Here is a 24363-nt window from a genome sequence, read left to right on the forward strand (position 1 = left end):
AAAAGCGACCTTTACACGTTGCCGACTTGAGGGGCTGTGCTTTTGGCATCGCTTACTACTCTTGCGTAGTTCATGAAACAAAACGGATTTTGCAATGCTCACCACGCAAGAGACGCCGCCCAAATGAAAAAGTCATCCGACCAACTTACAACACTCATTATTTTCGCTCTACTCACCCTGCCCTCCTCCGGCTAAGGCCTGTACCGGGATCGTCCTGAAGAGTGCGGATGAGGTTACAGTAGCCGCTCAGACGATGGAATTTGGTTTCGACATTCGTTCGAAACTTGCCTTGGTTCCAGCGGGAACCCAGATTGCGACGCTCGCCTCGATGAAAAAGAAAGCGGTTTCACGTATGAAGCTAAGTAGGGTTTTGCCGGCGCCAACTGTTTCGACAGGCCGATCGTGATCGACGGCATCAGTGAGAAAGGGCTTTACTTCGGCGGCTTTTATTTTACGGGTGCGGCAGTCTTGGGAAAAGTAAACGCTGACAACCGAGACCGTGCCGTCTCGAGTGATGAGCTAGGCAATTGGATCCTTTCTCAATTCGCGACCGTCGAAGAAGTAAAAAACTCACTTCGGCAAATCGAAGTTATGGGCACTTATATCAAGAAATTCAGGGCGTCGCCCCCTTGCATCACGCCGTTTTCGATTCCTCAGGCGGGTCGATTGTCATTGAGTACACTGAATCGGGGCTTACCATCCATGAAAACACAGTCAATGCTATCGCTAACAACCCAACTTACGACTGGCAGATTACGAACCTGCGGAATTACGTGGGCCTGCGTCCCATCAATCGAGATTTGGTGACGGTCGCTCGTCAAACCCTCCGTCCCTTTGGCCAGGGAACAGGCCTATTTAGCCTAACCTGGTGACTACTCCTCTCCGTCACGTTTTGTTCGTGCCGTCGCCTTTGCGAATGGCTCTTTGCCCAGCAAGACAGCCGACGACACGGTGTTCAAAGCTTTTCATATTTTAAACAGCTTCGACATTCCCAAGGGCGTCGTGCGTGAATCCGAAAATCCAGACCTTACCGACGACACTATTTGGACATCTGCGAGTGACACACGAAATGCGGTCTACTATTACAAAACGTACTTGGGACAAGCCGTCGAGTGCGTCCGAGTACGTGCGGCGGTAAAAGGGCTGAAAGCTCCGTTTACTTTGTCCATGGACAATTCGTTTCTCGTGCGGGACCGCACCTCCGAGGTGAGAAAGTAGCGTGGCATCGTCGGCGCCAATACGACGACCACGGTACGAGGCAGCGGCAACAAGCAACGTTTGGTTGCTGACCTCCGCCAAGATGTTTCGTTCAATCCGAAAAACTTACCTGCTCGCGACCTCGGATTGTGGCTGCTGCTCGCCATACATCAAGTTCAACATCGTCGGTAACTGTCCGAACGGCGCCGTCGAGCATCGCAACTTGAACAAGTCCAACGTGGTGGCTCCGTGACGTGACAATGGCGTACGAGGGCGATCCGTTTCGCCCGTTTTTTCCTTCCTGCCAAGAGTTGAAGTCGACATCGAGGATCTTTTCACCGTCGTCATAACGGACGAATGAATTTGGGGTCAGCGTCGCGGTGAAACCCGTGTGGTGAACGCGACCGTCTGGCCATTCAGTATGTCCCGTCGATTTGAATTGGGCACCGCTTGCGGCGATCTGGGCCGCTTCTTCCGCATTTATTGGGATCTCTGTCGAGGAAGGTCCACCGTTTCGTAAATATGGCTGCCAGGCCTTTACTTCGGCCGTCATCATCGTTTTGCTCGTACCATCACGCACTTTCGCCAGGCGAAGGCGGCTGTTGGGATAAAACGGCCCATTGCCACTTTTACCAGTTTTTGGGTCGTAGACGAACCAGGTGCCGAAATTGAAGCCGTAACTCGTTGGGAAAAGACGGACTTTGCCTTTGCCAGGATCTCGCAATCGATCTGCCCCCGGATCCGACGGACATTGATAACTCGGAATCCGCAGCGAATCGATCGCCCCTTGGAAATCCCAGGCCGACTCCAAGTCAACAAGTCGGTAGAGATTCGCTTCCTCCAAATAAGGCAAGATACGTCCATGGACGCCCCACGAAACATTGTTACCCGTTTCCGTCGCTTCCACGTTCACGACGGCGCTGGGAGGTAACGAACGTCTGGCAGACTCGTAGTTCAAGACACCCAAAGCGAGTTGCCGAATATTGTTTTTGCATTGAACTCTTCTGGCGGCTTCTCTCGCAGAGTTGACCGCAGGGAGCAACAACATAATCAGAATGCTAATAATCGCAATCACAACGAGCAGTTCAATGAGTGTGAATGCCTGTTGACGTACCTTATCGGTTGTCGGGGCGAATGGGGAATCAACCTGGCTGCTGAACTCTTGCGTCTCCCCAGAACTCGTGGGTGTAAACATAATCGAACCTCTATCTCGTAATCGAAGTATTTTCTGCGATGCTTAATAAATTTCTGATTTCTCTTCAGTTAACGCTTCGTTTGACTCACAATCTGTCCATCGATGACAACACCAACACAGTGGGAATCGTATTCGAATGGGTCGCCGTCAAATAGCGAGACATCCCCGTCTTTACCAATTTCGAGTGACCCAACTCGCTTATCAATACCAAGCAATTTTGCGGGGACAATGGTGATTGAATCCAAGGCTTGTTGAAACGACAACCCATTTGCCGCCGCCATCGCCGCCTCGAACAAAACCACGCGAGTTTTTGGTACGTAGGCTTCGTATCCAGCTTGCATGGACACGGAAATCCCCGCATCCACAAGCTTGGCGGCTGTTTCGAAACTGAAATTTTCCAGTTCTCCATTAGGTCTCACCATGGTCGGATGAATAATCACCGGCGTGCCGGCTGCCTTGATTTCCTCAATGAGCAAATAGGACTCCGCTGCTCCATCCAACCACAAACGCAAATCAAATTCCTTGGCCAGTCGCAATGCATTGTTAATATCTTGCGCTTTGTGGGCGGTCACCAACAATGGCAATTCCTGCGAAAGTACTTTCGCCAACGCCTCGCGTCGCAAATCGCGTGGAGGTGTTTCTTCTTTTTCTCCCCGACCACTTTGTTGTTGGGCATATTCCTGTGCTTTAATCAGTTCGGCTCGCAACATGGCAATCATCTTGCCCCGCGTGCCTGGCGATTTGCCACCCGCTTTTCTGGCGTTGCCTGTCAAGGTCACCGCGACCGCCGTGGATTCCGTCAACATTGCATCATCCACGGTATTTCCAGTCGTCTTCGCCACAAACGTTTGCCCCGAAATTAATTCACCGGGTGCGTGTCCGGTATGGATGGTGGTGACGCCGAAGCTTCTCACCCAAGCGATCAGCTCTTCGTGAGCATTGTAGGCATCAATCGCTCGCAATTCCGGTTGAATCGGTGTCGAATGTTCCAATTGATCTTGATCATGTTTGTAATTGAGAATCCCCGATAATCCCACGGTACTGTGGGCGTCGATTAGTCCCGGCGTGACCACTTTGGCGGTAAGAATTGGGTAGCCTTCCGGAACATTGACTTCAGCGGCTTTGCCGATTGTTGATATTTTCCCCTTTTGAATGATGATCATTCCATCGAGGATGGGTGCGCCGGATGACGTGTAGATTGTTTCACCTTGAATTGCAACCTGCGCTTGCGTCGCACTGACTACGCTATACGAGGCTATCAGGCAGATTACATGAAGCAGTATTTTCATTTCCCAGATCCTTGATTAGCCTGATCAAAGCAACAGAAATAGGGAGTTTGGTCGTGTCCCGCACCGTATCCTCCCACGGCATAGAGACGGTCTTGGGGATCCGATCGGTCGAAAACCCGAACTCCCTCCACCCACGTCTCCTGAACTTTGGAATAGATGCTCAAGGGGTCACCATCCAACAGCATGAAGTCGGCATCTTTGCCGGGTGCGAGCGTGCCAATTCGGTCCTGTAGATCCAACATTTCGGCACCTGCAAGGGTTACCCCCGCCAACGCTGCCTTTCGTGACATACCCGCTCGCACGGCCAGCGCTGCGCTTCGCAAAAAATATCGGGAGTCCAAAATCGGATCATCTGTGTGGAAGGCCGTTCGCACCCCAGCCTCTTCCAAGATTCTTCCCGTTTCAAATTTGAGATACCGAGCCTCCAACTTACCTCCGGGTGAATCAATCATGATCATCGAACAGGGGACGTTAGCGGCTGCGATTTCATCCGCCACTTTCCAGCCTTCGCTAACGTGATGCAGGACAACTCGAAAACCAAATTCACGTGAGAGCCTGAGCACGGTGATAATGTCATCATGGCGATGCGTGTGATGGTGAACGATTCTTTTGCCTTGCATTGCTTCAATCAAGGATTCTAGATGCAAATCACGAGGAGGCATTTCCCCCGGATCCTCCTTAGCATCGATGATTTTCCGATGGTATTCGCGTGCTTTGATGTACTGTTCCCGTACGAGGAATGCGGACTTCCCGCGAGACCCAGGAAAAGGAGCGTCCCGCATCGAGTTGGTGCCATTGGCCATCTTGAGACCGCCAAGCGGCCGATTCGCCTCATCTCGGTAAAGAAGATCCTCGATTCTTGTTGGTCCCTTCCCCCCAAACCGCAACTTGACGTAAACCGTCTGTCCACTGCTCAGATGACCGGAACCTGGCATGATGTTTAAACTGGTCAGCCCCCCTGCCAAGGCGCGTTTAAAGCCTGAATCTCGCACGTTAAGCGAATCGAGCACCCGAACACCGGGTTGAATGGGGCCACTACCGTCGGCAGCGTACGGGCCACCGATATGGCTGTGTGTGCAAATCAGACCCGGCATAATCACCTTGCCGGTCGCATCGATTTGTTCCGTTTCCTCCGGCAACTCTACGGCGTCTTGAGGGCCGACAGCCAGGATTGTGTCGCCATCGATCAAAAGGGTACCGCATTCGATCGGCTCACCTTCAATGGGAATGATCCGGGCACCAAGAAAGGCTTTCGGGTGCTCCGCGCTCTCGGCGGATAGAGCGATCAGCAAGACGCCAAGAAAGCAAAATATCTTCATCAAATACTCCGTACAAAAAGATCTCCCATCTCTTTCGATTCGAGACAGGAGCGGGTGGATTGACATTCAAAACATCGGACGGGAGCGTTCAATTCGAGCCTACTTTCATTCTGTCCGGATGCGTTCCGCCACTCGGCGTAAACATTGCAGAATATCTGGCATTCCCATTAATTAATGCATTGAGTCACAAGGCAAGTACGTTCCTCGTTATTCGAACGTTGAAACCATGGAGATGCCAACAATCCATACGGCAGATCTGATCAGGTTCGGTTGTTCGAGTTGATGGGAGGTTGTCGCCTGAGTGGCAAAGTCGCCGTCCAGTCCAAACGTGTCAGGCGGCCTATTCATTCTACCATGAACGCGTATCCAGCGACGAAACGGAGTTTCGATGCGAGGCAGCTTCCGTGTCATTTAGATGACCGTGATCAAGCCAGCAAATCGCTGATAACGTTTCCATGCACATCGGTGAGACGGAAATCACGCCCTTGATGGCGATAGGTAAGCCGTTCATGATCGATCCCCAAGCGATTGAGGATGGTTGCGTTCAGATCATGTATGTGAACTGGTTTATCAATTACGTTATAGCTGAAATCGTCCGTTTCCCCGTAGACGATTCCAGGTCGGATTCCCCCACCTGCCATCCACTTGGTGTAGCAGCGAGGATGGTGATCCCGACCGTAGTTAGTTTTCGAAAGATTGCCCTGACAATAGATTGTCCTGCCAAATTCCCCGCCCCAGATGACCAGGGTATCGTCGAGCATCCCGCGCTGTTTCAAGTCTTGCAGTAGTGCGGCACATGGCTGGTCGATAATGCCACATTGGCGTCGAATGTCTTTGGGGAGGTTGCCGTGTTGATCCCATTGGCGAATAAAGACTTGGGTGAAACGCACGTTTCGCTCGGCAAGTCTCCTGGCTAAGAGACAGTTAGCGGCGAAGGTACCTGGCTTTGTGACTTCAGGCCCGTACATGTCCAGAACATGCTGAGATTCATCTGATATGTCCGTCAGTTCGGGAACCGACGTCTGCATGCGGTAGGCCATTTCATATTGAGCAATACGCGATTGAATTTCAGGATCGCCTACTTCGTTGTAGCGTTCCTGATTCAATTTGGCCAACTGATCCAGCATTCGCCTTCGCATCGCCGGGCTCATCCCATCGGGGTTGGAGAGGTAGAGCACGGGATCGCCATTTGATCGCAAGCTAATCCCTTGATACCGGGTTGATAGAAAGCCGGCGCCCCACAATCGCGCGTAGAGGGCTTGGCCACCGAAGCCACCATTAACTGTCGAATGCAAGACCACAAAAGCGGGCAAATTCTCATTCATGCTGCCGAGGCCGTAGGAAAGCCACGCTCCAGTCGACGGGCGGCCCGGCAGTTGGCTACCGGTTTGAATGTAAGTAATGGCCGGGTCGTGATTGATCGCTTCGGTATTGACGGTCTTAATCACCGCCAGCTCATCGATCATCCCAGCTGTATGCGGCAACAACTCACTAATCCACGTTCCCTGCTCACCGTATTGTTGGAACTTGAAGCTCGAGGGCGCAATGGGAAATCGCTTTTGGCCCGAGGTCATCGTAGTGATTCGCTGTCCGTTGCGCACCGAATCTGGTAGATCTTTGTCGAACCATTCATTCATTTTCGGCTTGTAATCCCACATATCAAGTTGGGATGGCGCACCGGACATGAATAAATAGATAACTCGTTTCGCGCGAGGTGCAAAATGCGGAACATCGGCCAATCCGGCTGCAGCATTTGGCGACGATGTATTGGCAAACAGGCTCGGATTCACAAGCGAAGCGAGGGCCGCCGTACCAATCCCGGTGGCAGTTCGACCGAAAAAATGCCGTCTGGTCTCAACAAGCGCTGATTCACGCAAAGGGTTCATTGAGTCATCCTAGGCTTTGGTGACAGATTCGTTTAGGTTCATCAGCAAGTGGGTAATCATCGTCCACGCACTGATTTCCACAGCATCAAGGGATTCGTTCGGGCTCGACTCGCCGACGCTAATCAAACGCTTCGCTGCCTCCGAATCCGCGGAGAATTCCCGTTGGTATTCCGCAAGTAGACGCAGTAACGATGCTTTCTCCGTCACGTTCGGACGGCGAGATGTTACGGCGCGAAAAGCAAACACAATTCGATCTTCGTCACTAAGCCCACCTTCGGTGACGACGCGCTCGGCAAGCTTGCGTGCTGCTTCAACAAATTGCACGTCGTTCATGAGCACCAAAGCCTGAAGTGGCGTATTGGTTCGAGCTCGACGAACTTGGCAGGTTTCGCGATCCGGAGCGTCAAAGGTGGTCATAGAAGGTGGGGGCGACGTACGTTTCCAAAACGTGTACATACTGCGACGATAGAGGTTTGAGCCTGCATCTTGTTTAAAGACCGATGTGTTACTTCCACCGAATCCGACCGGCTTCCACAAGCCAGCGGGCTGATACGGTCGCACGCTTTTTCCACCAATCGTATCTACCAACAGACCGCTAATTGCCAGAGCCTGGTCACGAATGACTTCCGCATCGAGGCGGAAACGTGGACCTCGGGCAAGCAACCGGTTGTCTGGATCTTGACTGAGATTTTTTGCGGTAACATGCGACGACTGGCGATAGGTGCCCGACATTACAATTTGTTTCACAAAGCGTTTCACATTCCACTGGGATTCGATGAAATCAATTGCCAGCCAATCCAGCAACTCGGGATGAGACGGTTGTTCGCCCTGGACCCCAAAATCCTCGGAAGTCTTGACTAAACCGATCCCGAAAAACTGCTGCCAAAAACGATTTACCGTGACTCGGGCCGTCAACGGATGCTCGGAACTGACTAGCCATTGGGACAATCCAAGCCGATTGGCGGGCCAACTAGCGTCGATCGGCGCCATCCACTCAGGTAGTCGTGAGTCAACCTCATCTCGCTTGAGCGTGTATTCACCTCGTTCGAGTACATGTGCCTGCCGCGGTTCCTTCCGCTCCTCCATCACGAGGGTGGCCGGAATGGCCTTTTCCAGTTCAGACAGTTCCTGTGTCAGATTCTGCCTCTGTTGATGCGGCTCTTGAAATGGAATTCGCGTCTTTGGATTAATCTCGGATAAAAAATATTGCCGTAGTTGTTTTTGCTGATTCGCATCTCGTTCATCCGACTTGACCTCCAAAATCTTTTGAATGGCGTCAGGTAGCGATGGATATTTTGTGCGTTGCCGAAACTGTTCCCACACGATTTGCGATTCGAGTAATTCTTCGGACGGCGGGGAAACGGCTACGACACCCGCTTGGTCCCAGTGAACCGTTCCCTTGAACTGGGCAAAAGACCAACCATTTAGCTCCGCTCCATCCCCAAGCCCCACCGCGCCGGCCGGCACTTCCAAGCGAACCCATTTACCGACCTCAGGCAAATCACCTGCTCGGTAATTACTCGGCCCTTTCTTGCCTGCGTTGTGTCCCTTATCTGCCCCCCAGTAAGCTCGATGATCCCAAGAGCCATCGTTGAACTGCAACTGCACCGTCTCGGGTGGATTTTCAGCATCAAGATAGACGTAGGCGAACAATCGGTCGTATCCCCCAATCTGCAGAGGCTTTGCCGCCTTTGTGAAAAATTGCTGGCTTAGTCCATCTGCAGTCCTTACAGTCGACTTTTCACCACGCAAAACAGGGTGTTCCGCGGACGATACAAACTGCCAAGGCTTCTCTCCATCTCCTCCGGCCTCAGCTCCCTCTGGCAACTTGTCGTCAAACCAAGTGACTTCCACTTCGGTGAGCGAACGGAGAGTTGCATCGATCATCGAGTCGTTGTAATTCACCGCCTGATGCAAGCCTTCCAACTGTTGATTCACTGCGTCAAGTTGTTCCTTAAGCACAGTCTTTCGGCGCGACTGCAATAAGCTCGGCACTTTCACGCTTGGCGGCGGTAGCAACGCATTGCCGTCCATCGCTTTCTCAGTCAGGCTGAAAAAGTAGGAAAACATTTGATAGAATTCACGTTGCGTCAACGGGTCAAACTTGTGATCGTGGCATGCAGCACAACCAGCGGTTAGGCCCAGCCAAACCGTTGAAGTGGTTTCAACTCGGTCCACGGCGTAACGGACGTAATATTCATCATCGATCGATCCACCTTCGCTCGTGGTAACGTTACAACGATTGAAACCGGTTGCAACTCGCTGGGATAATGATGGGGTCGGTAACAAATCACCTGCCAGTTGTTCGATCGTAAACTGATCAAAGGGCATGTTATTATTGAATGCTTCAATCACCCAATCACGGTAGGGCCAAATTGATCGTTCATTATCTAAGTGCAATCCATGCGTGTCTGCGAATCGCGCTGCATCGAGCCAAATGCGTCCCATGTGCTCGCCATATCGGGCCGACTCAAGGAGCCGGTCGACGACCCGTTCATAGGCGTTAGGAGATTTGTCGTTAAGAAAGTTATCAACATCCTGGATTGTTGGCGGTAGACCCGTCAGATCCAGGGTGACTCGACGAATCAACGTTTCCTTATCAGCAACCTCTTCGGGGACTAATCCAGCCCTACGCAGGCTTGCGTGAATGAAGTGATCAATCGGGCCAAGCGGTTTCCACGCACTGAGTGACTCCAACGCATCGTAGTTCGCCTTGGGAATTAACGACCTGACAGGTGGCTGAAATGCCCAATGCTTGGACCATGCTGCGCCTTGGTCGACCCAATTCGATAAGGTTTTAATTTCTTTCGCGGTGAGCGATTTACCAGATTCGGGTGGAGGCATCCGCAGCTCTTCATCATCCGTCGTGATGCGTTGGATTAATGCACTCGTTTCACGATTGTTCGGTACGATCGCTCGCTCGCCAGAATCGAGTTCGGCGAAAGCTCCCAACTCCTCATCCAATCGCAAACCCGCCTCTCGATTTGCCTCATCGGGTCCATGACATTGGAAGCATTTATCCGACAACACGGGTAACACATCACGGCTGAACACGATCTTTTCGTCAGCCCTTGAGGGCGTACCGTCACCGATGATTACGGAAGTGACTCCAACGGACAGGAGAAGGGGGCCGTATGACAGGGAGGAGGCGATAAACCGCAACGCGAGTGCAACAGTTCGATCAGCAAAAGTGGTCATTGGGAAACACATCTCAATCGGGTGGGAGTCCAGCTGGATTTACAAGTGCGAGAACCACATTCTAGTTCGTTATCCTTCAGTTCGCCAACGGAGGGCGAATTTCAAAGATTCTGGCCGTTTTCGGCAGCTAACGCTTCAAAAAAATGAATGAAAACACTCATTCTACGCCGGAGAGTCGACCCCTTCACGAGAAATCGGCGGTGGGCTTCAACCTGCTGCTCAACGACGAAGCGTTTTTCAGAACAGGGCAACAGGTACGGGTCAATTCTCTGATGCACCCGGCTTTTGATCCGATTTTCGCGTACAACCGGTCCGATCCGGCCGAATGCTCCCCGACGAGTCTTCGGCAAGGACACACGGCCCGGTTCACTTGCCATGCGTATCGAGTTCGATCGGAAGTGCAACTTTGCTGGAGTTGTCGAATCAATCGCCATAGCGAGCAAGGTACTGTTTGAGCCGCAGCTTTTTGGCGGTGTTTTCTGAAGCCATGTAGCGAATCTTCCCGAATATTTTTCGCTCCGGCCCCCAAGCTCGATCGTAACGGCCCAACACCCAAAAAATACCGCTGTAGGAATTCGGATTCCGGCCGTCCAACGCGTATTTGTTGTTGAGCTCAATCATGATCTGCAAAGCCGTACGCGCATCGGGTGTCCAATGAAGGATTTTTTTCCCCCACAACATCCGCAAGTAGTTGTGCATTCGCCCTTCGCAAACGAGTTGCCGTTGGGCCGCATTCCAGAGTTCATCGTGCGTGCGTGAATGTTCAAAGTCTTCTAACTCGTAGAGATACTCACGCGGATCCCGCTCGTGATCCCTCAATGTTGTTTGTGCCCAATCCGGCAACGATTCGTAACGGTCGTAGTCTCGACGCTGCCAGCACATGTTGTAACCAACTTCTCGCCAAGTGATCAATTCGTCTAGAAAAGCTTCCGTTGCGGGCGACGCATTCCACCAACCCTCGCGACTGCCGTTCGCCTTCTCAGCAAGATCCTCAATCGACCATTCGTCGCGCTTCATCAGCTCGTGAAATATTTGGTGGGGTGAAATGTGTCCAAAGTGTAAGTATGGCGATAGACCACTGCCTCCATCACTATCCGGATGGTTTCTCTCTTCTTCATACTCATCCACAGATTGCTTCAAAAATCGCCGCAAACGTGCTTGAGCCGCTTCGCTACCACCAGCGACTGACCCGGGCGTTACGCAGTGATCGATTGGGAAGTCGGCGAGGCTGGCGGGTTCAACGGCCCGACGGGCCACGTCAGCAACAGGCCAACGTTTCCCGATCAGGGGTGGAAGTTGATTGAGTTGCGGCAATTTTTTTCCCGCGAGAGGATTTCGCTGCGGAAACTGCCTCAAATGCGGTCTGAGGTTCTTTTGAAGAAAGCGTCGGAAATAATGAGCGCGCACGAACACCTGATCAGCGGCCCGAAGTGGAAGAATTCCGTTGCTGTCGACCAGCTCAAATCGCCCGCCAATTTGATTTGCGGCGACCCGAGTCATCGCCGGAAGGAAAAAACATGGGAAATCGTCGCCCACCACAGCACAGGCTCGTTCGGCTAAATATTTCAGCAAGCCTGTCCCATCCCCAGGTTCCGATTCCAAATACGGAAAATAAGCAATTCCATGCTTCTTCAATCTCCTCTGGTTGTCCGCCATCCCCTGAATGACAAAATGATGCAGGCGGTCGCTTGCCCACGAATAACCGCTTCTGAGGGCCTCAAAGACGAGCAGTGGTTTTTCACATTCCTCTGCCAACTCGACCGCTCGCTGCAAGCAAAAATTCCACTGACTCCGCCGAATGGCCGTCATCCAGTAGAGCACAAAATCGCCCGTTGGCCGCACAGGCACATCATTAATCACACGAATTCTGCCAGGGGGGACTGGGGAGGTTTTGACCATGATTGCTTGCAGTCAGGTTGAGGAGAAAGATCTGTCTAAGCTCGAGTGTAGGCGGTAAACCTCAATTCGACGACCCGCGGATCTTTGCCTCAGTCACACCGTTCTTGCCGAAAGTAATCTAAAACAGATGCACTGTTGCTCGCCTACAGCCAATAATCAAGCCCTCGTCCAACGGAAGGCGGTCAATAGCCACTCAGTCCTCTAAACCAGGCAGTGTCCCCCGCCTACACATCTCCCCGGTTGCTCAAGAGTTGTCTCTTGCTGCTGGGCCGCTGAAAATAGCAGTCAGAGTCCGTGAATCGGTCGAGTTACAGGAGTACAAGGCTTGGATCGAACTTGGAGATCGGCAACAGTAGCTGACAGAACCAGACAATTTGTTTCTCAATCGGGCTATGCCTTGACGTTGATCCCACGGCCAATACATTGCCGATAAGGTTTTTTGAGAGTTGGTTGATTGAAGTGGGTTCAAGATGCTGCCCCTGTGGAAATCTAGGATATTCTCAGACAAACGGAGCGCCCCCTACCCCATAAACACGAGCAGATGAATTGCTGCTTAAAATTCAGTGAGATCCATGAATGGAATATGGTTTTGAGATAAACGAGTCAGTCGATGCCGCGGTGAAGCGGGTCGCTCGAGCACAGATCAGCCTCGCAATTCACGATGCAAATGACCCGGCCCTTGACCGGCACGAAGTGGTGCATCGGATCCGCAAACGTTGCAAAAAACAGCGAGCCCTCATCCGACTTGTGCGTCCGTCGTTGGCTGACACATTTGGGCGCGATAACGCCTTCTATCGGGAACTTTCCCGTAACCTATCTTCCCTGCGTGATACACAAGCCTTGTTGGAATGTTTTGATCGTACGATCGACCACTTTGCAGCGACGATTGACCGCGATGAGTTTGCCCCAATTCGGAGTTTTCTGATCGATCGTCGGGATGAATGCACTGAAAACAAAGCGAGATTGGTTCGGTTAACGGAAACGACTACTTCCCAATTAGAACACGCAATAGGGTCTGTCCAAGATTGGAAAATTGACTCGAACGACTTTAACGCAGTCGCCCCGGGGCTCGAGAAAACCTATCGCCGCGCGTGCAAGGCAATGCGACAGGTTCGGAAACAGCCGGAAACGGAAAGGCTACACGAATGGCGGAAAAGGGTGAAATACCACGGATACCACGCTGACTTGTTAGCCCGCATCGCTCCCGGTCTGTTGGGGGCTCATGGGAAACTCGCGGAGCAACTCGGAACTCTCCTGGGCGAGGACCACGATTTGGCGGTCCTGAAGGCGACGTTGTTTTCAACGCAATTTTCAACGGGCGGCCCGACGGCGGTGAACAACCAATGCTTGGCACGACTTCGAATCCTTGTCGAAACCCGCCAACTTCAATTGCAGTCAGACGCCCTTGAGTTGGGCCGCATCCTTCTGGCTGAGAAGCCCCGTCATTTGGTCCGTCGCTGGAATCAATATTGGCTGGTCGCACGAGAAACCCAAGCCAACGCAACTTGACTTTTGTCGAGGGGTGATTTTTTTCATCGGATCGATTTGCCTCCGTGTTTCGTGTTCGCCGAACTTGTCGGCCCAGAACAGCTTCCACGCGCATTGCCGCTACAGAAATCGCTCTGGCGAATCGGAACGACGGTACTGATTGGATATTGTCGTTTCCAGGCACACAGGCTGAATGCATTCGAAAAACGATCGTCGCGAGCTAACGGTTGATGGTTGCGTTCGCGTTTAATTCGCTGACTTGTTCGTTCAACGTCAGCATGTCATACAGAAAGCCAACCGCAAAAAGCCCGCCAGTCAACAGATAGATCACACCGGTCACCCACTTGCCGAGATAGAAGCGATGAATGCCGAAAAGTCCCAAGAAGGTCAGCAACACCCAGGCGATGCTGTAATCAAAGGGGCCCGATCGAAACCGAAAATCTGCTTGCCGGTCCATCGACGGAATCAGAAAGAAATCGACAAGCCAGCCGATTAATAACAGTCCGCCTGTAAAGAACCAAAGCGTACCGCTGATTGGCTTCCCGTAGTAGAAACGATGTGAACCAGTAAAGCCAAAAATCCAAAGCGCGTAGCCAACCGTTTTGTAATGGGTATCTTGATCTCGATTAGCACCGGTTTGCATCATCATTAAATCCGCCGTTGGGGTGGAAATGGCCCCCGATACCCGCCTCGAAGTGCTGAGCAGCGGGGCATTCGAGTGTCCATTATTTGTCGGATTTGGATTCCGATGCAAGATAAGTTCTCACCGCCTCCTGCGCTTCCTTCGACAACTGTTCGGGTACGGTGACTACAACCCGAGCTAACTGGTCGCCCTTTTGCTCTTTTTTCCAAATCCCTTGGCCACGAACTCGCAGCACTCGATCGGACGAGGTTCCGGCAGGAATTGTGAGTGAGCCGGTGCCGCGAAGCGTGGGCAAATCAACCTTTCCACCCAACAAGGCGATCCCTACTGGAACAGAGACATCAGATCGAACATTGAGCCCCTCTCGGGTGAACGTCGGATCAGGCTCCACTTCAATTTCAACAAGGAGATCCCCAGCGGGACCCCCATTCAACCCTGCCTCCCCCTGCCCTGCGAGTCGAAGCACTTGCCCCGAATTAACACCTACGGGGATTTTCACGCCGATGACCGAGTGTTCGGCAACCCGTCCCGTTCCGTTGCACTGCGGGCAACCGTTAACAGGCAAGTGGCCGGAGCCATGGCATGTGGAACATTCCGAACTGACCGAAAAAAAACCGCCTTCGCGCTGCCCTTGTCGTGACGAATGCCCCGTGCCACGGCAACTGGGGCAAGTCTTCAAGGATTCGCCTTCACGCAGTCCGGACCCCGAACAAGCCGCACAACTTTTTTCGATCGGAACGGTAATGTCGCGATTCGAACCGAGAGCTGCATCTCGAAAGGGCGTCGTCAACGCGAATCGCAAATCGCGTCCACGCCGCGGCGTCGCTCGTGGTTGGTAGTAACGGTCACCAAAACGGTCCCCGAAAATGTCGCCGAATCGCGAATAGATATCTTCTTCATTGTCGAAGCCCTCGTGACCATGTGTCTCGACATCTTTCATGCCGCCTTGGTCAAAGGCTGCTCGTTTACCCTCATCCGAGAGGATTTCGTAGGCCTCGGAGATTTTCCGAAATTGTTTGGCAGCTTTTTCATCGCCCGCATTCTTGTCGGGATGATACTTCAGCGCAAGTCGTCGATAGGCCCGCTTGATTTCGTCTACGGACGCATCTTTTTCTACGCCCAATAATTCGTACGGATTATCATTCAACACGGTTACCGCCTTCATTCGGAAAAGGGCAGGAGATTTCTCTGACTGCTAATTACGAGCGCGCAATCTTCGTCACACTAATGACCAATACCCCGGAATCATACTGGGCTTTCAAGGTGGTCATATCGACAGCTGTCGGCATTTTTATCTGCCGTTCAAAAAAACCGTACCGCTCTTCCACCTGCTTGGATACTGAGGCGTGGTCATACGGTGTTTCACGTTCCCCTCGCACGGTCACCGAATCGTCTGCGATGCTCAAATCGATATCTTCTTCCAACATGCCTGGCAGTGACAGGAAAACGCGAATGGAATGAGAGGTTTCAACCACATCAGTCGGCGGAATGAAACGAATCGCCTCCTCGGACTGTGAACTGAGTCGAGAGAGGAAAAGCTCCCATAATTGATTCAATTCGCCTTGGAGCGATTCCCATTCCGAATTAGGATTCCATGGTCGTAAATTCATTTGACAGACTTTCCGGAGGCAAGGGTTCGGCTCGTGGCTGACTCGATACTTTCCCGCAGAACGGCAGTTGGCGTCAAGTCCGAGGTCGCTTCCGTCGATGAGGTGGCTTGGCGTAACCAGGCTTGGCTCGTACACTCCCAATGATGATTGAAACAGAAATCGTTCTGATTGGCGCTGGTCCGATAGGTCTCGAAATGGCGGTGGCCTTGCGAGATGCCGGGCTGGAATACGTCCATTTGGAAGCCAAACAGGTTGGAAACACGGTCTCTTGGTTCCCGCAGCAGGCGAGGTTCTTTAGTTCGCCCGAACGGATTGCAATCTGCGGAGTTCCGCTGCAAACCGTGGATCAGTCAAAGGCCACTCGAGAAGACTATCTGGCTTACTTAGTAGGCATCGTCCAACAGTTCAAGTTGCCCATTCGAAGCTACGAGCGAGTGACTCGGGTTCGGAAAACCGAAGAAAAGTATCCCTACGAAATTGAAACCGTACGGTCCGATGGCAATCGGCACTATCGTGCCAAACGGGTGATTTTCACGATTGGGGATATGCATCATCCTCGCCCACTGACGCTACCGAACGGTGATCTGGTTGAGGGATTCAGCCTGCCCCACGTGAGTTCATATTTCAACGAACCTCATCCTTTTTTTGACCAGCGACTCTTGATCGTGGGGGGCCGCAACTCGGCCGTGGAGGCGGCCATTCGCTGCTACCGGGTTGGGGCGAAGGTTTCCCTCAGCTACCGACGGGCGGAGCTGGATTCATCGATCAAGTACTGGCTTAAACCCGAAATCGAGTGGCTGATTCGGCACGGGGAGATCGATTTTTTTCCGCAGACCATTCCCTCGCGTATCACGCCCACCCATGTTCAATTGTCGCACGTCGATCAGGAATTGAAGTTGACGGATCAGCCTCCCAAGAACGCGCCTTTTGATTTCGTGCTTTCGCTAATTGGCTACCAGATGGACTCATCCTTGTATCAAGAAGCGGGAATTGCCCTCACCGGGAGCGGCCAGGCCCCCCAGCATGATTCCAAGACGATGGAAACGAATTTACCGGGCGTCTATGTGGCAGGGACTGGAGCGGCCGGCACGCAAATGCGCTTCAAATTGTTTATTGAGAACTGCCACGCACATGTTGTGAGGATTATGCGTCACCTGACGGGGAATGACCCGCAACACATCAACGCGCTTGCCTTCCAGCAGCTTCGAGAACAAGCATTAATGTCAGAAAGTTGATTCGGACGCAGACTACGGGGGGATCGGTCATTTTTCCCGCCAGCTATCTCGATTCTGACCGCTCTCGCCCTTCTCCCAATGGAGCATTTCATCGATTTTGCCGAGAATCGGCGTCGAGAGCCGGGTGCACAGGATTGAAAGCTAGACTTTCTTTGCGGTCTGACGCTGCAGCTAGTTCGTTCACCGATCCATTCCCCAGCCGAGACAAAAGAAGCTGATGTCCTCTATCGAAACGGGGGAACTCGCCCCGTTAGAGTCACTCGCCATCGGTATCGACGCGTTGGTCGACATTCCCTTGCCCATTGCTGAACAAGCAACGGGTCCCGAGAATGCTCCAGGGTTGTCACCGAGCGACGCACGAATTGTCATCATTGATGACGAGCCGATCAACATCGACCTGCTCAGGCTCTACCTGCAAGAGGGTGGCTATGAGCAATTCACCACCACGGAAGATTCCACGGTGGCTATGGAAATCGTGCGAGTCGAGCAACCAGACGTCATCTTGCTCGACCTCATGATGCCTCGGGTAAACGGCTTCGACATCCTTCGTGAAATACGAAATGACGAAAACCTTCGTCACACACCTGTCATCATCCTCACGGCTTCGAACAATCCTGAATCGAAACTTCAGGCACTGGAGATGGGGGTCAACGAGTTTCTTGCAAAGCCCGTCGATCCGAGTGAATTGTTGCTTCGCTTACGAAACACCCTAGCGGCAAAGGCTTTGCGCGATCATTTGCAGAATTACTCATCCCGATTGGAGGGTGAAGTACGGCAACGAACCTCCGAACTCGACGCCGCTCGTCAGGAAGTGATGCACTGCTTGGCTCGCGCTGCCGAGTTCCGCGATGACGATACCGGCCGCCATGTACTGCGTGTAGGCAGGTACGTTGCTGTCATTGCTCAGGAGATGGGCTTCGACGCCGAACGGGTCGAGATGCTGGAACAGGCAGCCCAACTTCACGACGTCGGGAAAATTGGAATCCCGGATTCGATTTTGCTCAAACCAGGAAAACTAGAAGAGAGCGAATTCGAATTAATGAAGAACCACTGTTCGTTTGGCAAAAAGATCATTCGCCCAATGATCGACGACGACTGGAAAGCCATTCGACGACACACCGAGATTGGCGCGGCCTTATTTGGTATTGCGAGTTCGCCAATCATGAAACTTGCGGCCATCATTGCTGAATCGCACCACGAGCGTTGGAATGGTTCTGGCTATCCCCGCGGGTTAAAAGGAGAACAAATACCGATCGAAGGGCGGATCACGGCGGTGGCTGACGTTTATGATGCACTGTCCACACGACGTCCTTACAAACCGGCGTTTTCCGAAGATAAATGTTTTTCAATTCTGGAAGAAGGTCGGGGTCGACATTTTGACCCGGAGATCCTCGACGCTTTCTTCCGCAGTGCCGAAGCGATCCTACGAGTCCAAAACGATTTCGCTGATCCGTAAACAGGTTTTACACTGCGCAAGGGTTCGAGTCCCTGCCATTGTTGCCCCCTTGTCTCCCTGACGAACATTTTGTCGCTTGCCATTTCAATGTCCCCGTTTTCTAGGCTTCCACGCATTGCACCGGTTTTCTGCCACCTTTCGAATCTCAATCGCTCTCGTCAGTCTAAGCATCTGCATCTTGGTCGTTGCAAGGGTTGTGCGGGTATTGCCCGACAGATATGAACAGGTAGTACAAAATCGCGTTGCACTCTGCGAATCGCTGGCGGTGGCCTGTTCGGTGGCCGCTGTGAAGCAGGACCGCGCGGAGATCCAAACGATCCTGCGATTAGTTGCTCAGCGAAACCCGGATCTCCTGTCCTTGGAGCTGACCGGGGATGACCGTCACGCGACCGTCGCGATCACGCGTTCATCCAACGTACCAACGGAAGAACGGCAACAGATCAACGTTCCAATTCGGATGACTAATGGCCGTAGAGGAGAACTTAAACTTACTTTTCTTCCTGCTCGACAGACCGGGTTGTGGGGCATCCTTGCTTCCTCGACCACCCAGCTGATCCTTTTCCTGACCTGTTTGAATTGCGTCGTCTATTTCTGGTATTTGCGTCGTGTCCTGCAACACCTCAATCCATCCAAGGTGATACCACCGCGTGTTCGCTCGACCCTTGATACGTTTGCCGAAGGGCTTTTGGTATTGAATCGCGATGGTCGAATCGTATTGGCGAACGCATCCTTTTCCACTACCGTTTCGGAAGGTTCTGACAACCTTCAAGGACGAGACATTAATACTCTGGCCTGGAAAACACAAAAGGAGGGCGACGAAGACGACTTCCCCTGGGAACGGGCCATGACGCTTGGCGAAACCCAAACGGGCTCTTTGGTCGATTTGGTGTCTGAAAACAACCATCGTCGGGCCTTCCGCGTCAACGCTGCTCCGGTGAGCGACAATCACGGAATGTGTCTTGGTGTATTGGTCAGTTTCGACGACATTACGGAAGTTCAACAACGCAATGCCGTGCTCAGCCAAATGCTCGACAAGCTCGAGACATCTCGGGAAAAAATCCGTCGCCAGAACCAGGAACTGCTGCACCTGGCCACGCGAGACCCCCTGACAGGCTGCCTCAATCGCCGGGCATTCTTTGAAGTGTTTGAATCACATTTTGCCGCATCGTCACGCTACAGCAAGTCACTCACCTGTATCCTGATGGACATCGATCATTTCAAATCCGTCAACGACACTCACGGACACGCCTCAGGTGACGAGGTGCTAAAAGCGGTTTCTAAAGTGATCCGCGATACCCTCCGCGAATCAGATTTGTTTTGTCGCTATGGTGGCGAAGAGTTTTGCATCGCGCTGCCAGGCCAGGAAATCGACGAAGGCATTCATGTCGCCGACAAGATTCGACTCGCTGTCGAGGCGACAAACATCAATGGACTGTCCGTCACCGCCAGTTTTGGCGTGGCGGTTTCTATCTTCGGAGCGGATACGTCGAGTCGGTTGATTCAACAGGCAGACGAAGCGTTGTATGCAGCCAAGCGATCCGGTCGCAATCGCGTCTGTCGTTGGGATGAAATGCCGGACAATGACGTTCCTGAACTCGAGCAAGCAACCAACGAACCACCGAGTGCTTCGTTCCCCAGCCCAGATGATTTGTCATTGACTCTAGCAAGGGAAATCGCAGATTCGCTCTTTCACAGTTTGCTGAACCGAGCACCCGAGGTGGCTGAACATTGTCAACGCGTTGCGATCTATAGCGACGTCCTGGCTGCGACGTGCTTGAATGAAAGAATCCGGCAAATGCTTGCAATCGCAGCACTCTTGCATGGAATCGGGCGAATGCGATTACCAAATAACCTCCTCCGAAAGCCAGCTAGTGCATCTGACTCAGACCAAGAGTTAATCGAAGCCCATGAGCGTTGTGGGTTTGAATTGCTGCGAGTAACGTTTGGATATCAGGAATTGGATCAACTGCTGGAAGAATTTACGCAAGAACGTTCGTCCCTCCATCCCGAACCCACAGTCGCCATCGTACAAGCTGCCAAAATTCTCCGCCTTGCCGACCGTTTTGACTCGATCAAGCATGGTCAATTAGGCCAAATTCAAACGGACGAGGAAGCGCTTGCCGCTTTGAAAGACGAAAGCAACCTAGACGAAGAACTAGTGGCCACATTTTTGCAGCTAATGAGAAATAAGCCAGCGGTTGGCATCCGCTCAGTCCAGGATCCACAACCTCTCGCGACATCGCATGGACCGCCAGTTCAGCTGGTAGAACTCGATGCGCTGACGCAGCATGGAATCAATGTTGATCTTTGATTTTTAATCGATCCACGGCTGCCCTAAGCTGCCTCCGACCGCCGACCGATTGTGCGAACACTTTCCTTGTTATCGACGGGCAAACCGCGGACGTTCATATCTACCTGCGGGAATGGTATCTCAATCCCTGCTACTTGTAAATCTCGGTGGATCACCGCGTGCAGATCATTCACCGTAGAAAGTCGCACATCCATGCTGGCAACATAGGCGCGAACAACAAAGTTGAGTGCACTGTCGCCAAATCCCTCGAATGTGACGTTCGGACCTGGATCGGAAAGCACGTTCTCATGTGACTTGATTGCCGCAAGAATCACCTCTCGAGCTGCGACGGCATCGGTCGCATACGCCAAACCAATATTAATCACGATGCGGTTCGTGGTGTCAGACAATGTCCAATTGAGTAATCTTCCGGTAATCAACTCCCGATTCGGCACGATCAATTCCTTGCGATCCCAGTTCGTTACCGTAGTTGCTCGAATTCGAATGTTGGTCACTGTTCCGGTAACATCTCCTAACGTGATTACATCTCCCACACGAATTGGCCGTTCGAAAAGTAGTATCAGACCGGAAACGCAATTTGCAAAGATTTCCTGCAATCCAAAACCAAGTCCTACGGTCATACCCGCGGCAAGCCACTGAATACTCGACCAAGTAATATTCAGGGTGCGGCCGGCCAGAAAGAGGCCGGTCAGCGCCACCAAATAGTGCAAAATCACGGAAATCGCATGCCTCCCGCCTCGATCGAAGGGGAGACTCTTTAGGACAGTAATTTCAAGCAACGCGGGTAAGTTTTTCCCCAAGGCGAAAGTCGCCAACAGCAGCAACGCGGCAATCACTCCGTGGCGGAGCGTGGTAGGCACTTCAACCCATATTTTTTCGGCTTGCACCTGCCCCACTGAATCTTCCCGCTCTTCAACAACCTGAACCGACTTACGCCAAAACTCGACGCGATCTAAGATTTTCAGAGCTGGCAGCACATCCGCCCAAATCAACCAACTCGCCACGAATACACCGACGGTTAAGGCGTGTCGTAATAGCAACTGGAGTCGATTTTGAATTTGGCCCAAATCGGGCCCTTGATCCACCGGGATTGGCGCTCCAACAGCCTCGGACTCCGCCTTTTCCGCCTGCTGTTGTTGTCGCTCTCGGGCCTGCTCCATCGACAGCGCTCGCCGTTTGATCATAAACCAACGTGACAAAATTGAGTGCACAAGTACCGTCGCCAATACCATCCCGAGGGTTGCCTGAAGTCGAACAGCCAAATGCTGCGCCGAATAATAAAACCCAATTGCCGCCAAAACTGCCAGTGAGAGTGACATGCCCACACCAAGCAAATAAGACGCAAGCCGAACATGCTTAAGCCAACTGTCAGGATTACGCATAATCGCATCTCGGAGCACGTGATCCCTGCTCCCCAGCATTAAATGGGTGTAACCGGCCAACACCAACATACCCAGCATAAAAGCAATCCGACCCAGCGAGTTGGTCCATTCGGCGTCCTGGAAAATGCCGGAAAACACAACAACACCGGCGAGTGGCAATCCAAGTGCTGCCAACCACCAAGTTTCTCGTCTGGCAATTTTCGTTCCGTGTGCAGTCCAATCAAAGTAAACCTCTGCAACACCCTGTGGGCGACACAACTCGCGTACAAATTCACTGAGAAAGAGCATAATCGAGACATACTGTAACGCTGGCCCGACGGCGAGCAAGAAGGGGGGTGAATAATCCATGCGAGTCATTCGCCAACCGAAAAAGAAGCCTAAAACGGGCCATTCCGCCGATACGACTGCTGCCAGAAACAAGGCGTAAATAGTTGGCCAGAATTTTAAGCCAGCCGTATAGATTTTCGTCGAACACAAACGCCGAATCGTCGCGCGAAGTCTCCTGTGAAAAACGATCAGCAGACAAGCTGCAATCAACACGGCACCGGCCATCCAAGGTTGTTGAAGCGTATCGAGTCCCGATTGCTTAACCAAATCCAACCAGGCCGGGGCCGAAAAAAGAGCCTGCAATCCCTGCCCCGCGCCCGCGACATCCGCTACACCCAACCGATCAGCAGAACGAATCCAAAGAACATGTTCATCAATGAACGCTGCAAATTCTTCCGTCTGATCGGTCAATTGTCGATTGCTAATTTCCAAGGCCGTTAAATCGGTCACATAGGCCTTGGAGTCGACAACCAGTTTGTCAAGCAAATCCCGCTTCGTCATCAGCAAATCCCGCGTGGTCGACTCCAGCAAAGCTCGCTGCACGTCTTCTTTGTGCACACCCAATTCCGACATCACATTACTGGTTGCTACATCCATGTCGGCGAGTGCTGAACGCTCCTCACTAAATTCCATCTCGCTAAGATGAATGACGGGCATTTCAGCTTCCACAAATTGAATCCGTTGTTGGCAGACTCCCGTGTCTGGCAATTCATGCTGTTGCTTCTGCAATAGGAGGCCAACCGTCGTGGAATGACTGGCCTTTTTCACGCTATCATCCGCTTTGCGATAGGCTTGCTTCAAAGCCTCAACTTTTTTCTGCGTGTTACTGACTTCGCTTTCCGCAGCAGCTATTTTCCCAGCCATGACTTGACGTTGCTCGGCCAACTCCGCGTTTCGCTCCGCCAAACTCTTCAGAGCTGGATGCGCCATTTCCACCTGAAGCCGGGCTTCTTGGGCGAGACGTTGCGATTCCGCGCGGCGATATTGGCCAACGCGTTTTTGCAACTCGCTTACCTGCTTTTCGAACGCATTCTTCTCTCGTTTTGCCAGATCACGCTGTAGTGGAAAAAATTCCGCCAACGCGTCGGTGCGGCGAGTCTCAAGCTTATAAAGCTCAATCTGTTTCTGTAGTAATTCGATGCGGGTACGCAGCTCTACCCACCGCGCATTTTTCATTTCCGCGCTCTCGTCAGATCCCGCCGATGATTCCAACTGTTTCCTGGCAGACTCGAGACGCTTCTTCGCTGCGGGGATCAGCTTCGCTAATTCCGCCTTTCGCTCGCCTTTGACCTCTTCCTCCCGGAGCACCAGTTGTTGCTGGGCTTTCGACAACTGAGTTGTCGCCTGATTGAGTTGCTCTTCAAGAAGCGACAGGCCCGCATCAGCCGGTATTTCAATGTCGATTGTGGAATGGGTTTCGCCCAATTGCACCTTGGCTTTGGATACCCGTTCGGAAGCTTGTTCCAGATCCGATTGGTAACCGTCAATTTTCTTGCAGACGTCGCCACGCTCGTGCGCCCACTTCAAGGCGGTCCTATATCGCTCCAGTGCCTTCGACTTCGTTTCTTCGTCGAGACTTTTAGACGATGAGATCGCTTCAAGCCGCTCCTTGATCGACTGCTCGCCAATCGCCGTCCGATTGGCATCGCGGTCAACCTTTGCCGGTTCAGGATGACCGTCTTGGGACGACACCGATTGGCTGTCACCTGGCGGTATCGCGGATGACTTCACCGAAACGGAAGCTGGCGGCTGGTCTGAAGTGGCAGTCCCTGACGCTCGAAGTGGATTTCCGTCGGTGACAATCGACGTCGAACTCGGAGGAATTGTTGATTGCTCCTGTGATTTACCGCCGTTCGTGCTACCGGCGATCACCGCCACAATTCCAAAAACCAAATAACGAAATATCATGCGTCAGGCTCTAACCAATG

At 52.4% G+C, this 24363-nt stretch carries 16 protein-coding genes; 6 read left to right on the plus strand and 10 right to left on the minus strand.

Going from position 1 to position 24363, the window contains the following annotated elements:
- The first annotated feature begins 527 nt into the window (after positions 1 to 527).
- Entirely contained in the window at positions 528 to 872 is a 345-nt protein-coding gene (locus P8N76_15545) for a linear amide C-N hydrolase (GenBank protein ID MDG2383081.1), read from the plus strand.
- A gap of 52 nt (positions 873 to 924) precedes the next feature.
- A complete protein-coding gene (locus tag P8N76_15550) occupies positions 925 to 1218 on the plus strand; it encodes a linear amide C-N hydrolase (protein MDG2383082.1) in 294 nt (97 codons plus the stop codon).
- Positions 1219 to 1309: 91 nt separating this feature from the next.
- Here the strand turns inward: P8N76_15550 and P8N76_15555 are convergent, their stop codons facing one another.
- The 6 genes from P8N76_15555 to P8N76_15580 all read right to left on the minus strand — a co-directional run bounded on the left by P8N76_15555 (position 1310) and on the right by P8N76_15580 (position 11983).
- Positions 1310 to 2392: a DUF1559 domain-containing protein gene (locus tag P8N76_15555; protein ID MDG2383083.1), complete on the minus strand. Its 1083-nt coding sequence runs from the start codon at positions 2390 to 2392 to the stop codon at positions 1310 to 1312.
- Positions 2393 to 2460: 68 nt separating this feature from the next.
- Positions 2461 to 3681, minus strand: coding sequence for an amidohydrolase family protein (locus P8N76_15560; GenBank protein ID MDG2383084.1), 1221 nt, complete (start codon positions 3679 to 3681; stop codon positions 2461 to 2463).
- Positions 3678 to 5000 (minus strand): amidohydrolase family protein, encoded by a 1323-nt coding sequence (locus P8N76_15565; GenBank protein MDG2383085.1) that lies wholly within the window; start codon positions 4998 to 5000, stop codon positions 3678 to 3680. The genes P8N76_15560 and P8N76_15565 overlap by 4 nt, the downstream gene beginning before the upstream one ends.
- Before the next feature lie 425 nt (positions 5001 to 5425).
- The gene (locus tag P8N76_15570) at positions 5426 to 6886 is read right to left on the minus strand and encodes a DUF1501 domain-containing protein (GenBank protein ID MDG2383086.1); all 1461 of its coding nucleotides are present in this window, start codon (positions 6884 to 6886) and stop codon (positions 5426 to 5428) included.
- Between the two features lie 9 nt (positions 6887 to 6895).
- Positions 6896 to 10084 carry a PSD1 and planctomycete cytochrome C domain-containing protein gene (locus P8N76_15575; GenBank protein ID MDG2383087.1) on the minus strand — a complete coding sequence of 1063 codons (3189 nt, stop codon included), beginning with the start codon at positions 10082 to 10084 and terminating at the stop codon, positions 6896 to 6898.
- 423 nt (positions 10085 to 10507) lie between these two features.
- Positions 10508 to 11983, minus strand: coding sequence for a deoxyribodipyrimidine photolyase (locus P8N76_15580; protein MDG2383088.1), 1476 nt, complete (start codon positions 11981 to 11983; stop codon positions 10508 to 10510).
- 576 nt (positions 11984 to 12559) lie between these two features.
- On the opposite strand from P8N76_15580, the gene P8N76_15585 reads away from it, so the two are divergent.
- The gene (locus P8N76_15585) at positions 12560 to 13492 is read left to right on the plus strand and encodes a CHAD domain-containing protein (GenBank protein MDG2383089.1); all 933 of its coding nucleotides are present in this window, start codon (positions 12560 to 12562) and stop codon (positions 13490 to 13492) included.
- A gap of 199 nt (positions 13493 to 13691) precedes the next feature.
- Here P8N76_15585 and P8N76_15590 read toward each other — a convergent pair whose 3' ends face one another.
- The 3 genes from P8N76_15590 to P8N76_15600 form a co-directional block, all read right to left on the minus strand.
- Positions 13692 to 14120, minus strand: coding sequence for a TM2 domain-containing protein (locus tag P8N76_15590; GenBank protein ID MDG2383090.1), 429 nt, complete (start codon positions 14118 to 14120; stop codon positions 13692 to 13694).
- 76 nt (positions 14121 to 14196) lie between these two features.
- Positions 14197 to 15264, minus strand: coding sequence for a molecular chaperone DnaJ (gene dnaJ / locus P8N76_15595; GenBank protein MDG2383091.1), 1068 nt, complete (start codon positions 15262 to 15264; stop codon positions 14197 to 14199).
- A 49-nt stretch (positions 15265 to 15313) separates the two neighbouring features.
- Positions 15314 to 15724: an Hsp20/alpha crystallin family protein gene (locus P8N76_15600; GenBank protein ID MDG2383092.1), complete on the minus strand. Its 411-nt coding sequence runs from the start codon at positions 15722 to 15724 to the stop codon at positions 15314 to 15316.
- A 140-nt stretch (positions 15725 to 15864) separates the two neighbouring features.
- On the opposite strand from P8N76_15600, the gene P8N76_15605 reads away from it, so the two are divergent.
- The 3 genes from P8N76_15605 (at position 15865) to P8N76_15615 (ending at position 20726) form a co-directional block, all read left to right on the plus strand.
- The gene (locus P8N76_15605; protein ID MDG2383093.1) at positions 15865 to 16959 is read left to right on the plus strand and encodes an NAD(P)-binding domain-containing protein; all 1095 of its coding nucleotides are present in this window, start codon (positions 15865 to 15867) and stop codon (positions 16957 to 16959) included.
- Positions 16960 to 17176: 217 nt separating this feature from the next.
- On the plus strand, positions 17177 to 18415 hold the full coding sequence (locus P8N76_15610) for a response regulator (GenBank protein ID MDG2383094.1): 1239 nt from the start codon (positions 17177 to 17179) through the stop codon (positions 18413 to 18415).
- Between the two features lie 205 nt (positions 18416 to 18620).
- Entirely contained in the window at positions 18621 to 20726 is a 2106-nt protein-coding gene (locus P8N76_15615; protein MDG2383095.1) for a diguanylate cyclase, read from the plus strand.
- A 23-nt stretch (positions 20727 to 20749) separates the two neighbouring features.
- Here the strand turns inward: P8N76_15615 and P8N76_15620 are convergent, their stop codons facing one another.
- Positions 20750 to 24343 carry a mechanosensitive ion channel gene (locus P8N76_15620; protein ID MDG2383096.1) on the minus strand — a complete coding sequence of 1198 codons (3594 nt, stop codon included), beginning with the start codon at positions 24341 to 24343 and terminating at the stop codon, positions 20750 to 20752.
- Positions 24344 to 24363: the final 20 nt, after the last annotated feature.

It is taken from the genome of Pirellulaceae bacterium, from assembly GCA_029243025.1.
Lineage (GTDB): Bacteria > Planctomycetota > Planctomycetia > Pirellulales > Pirellulaceae.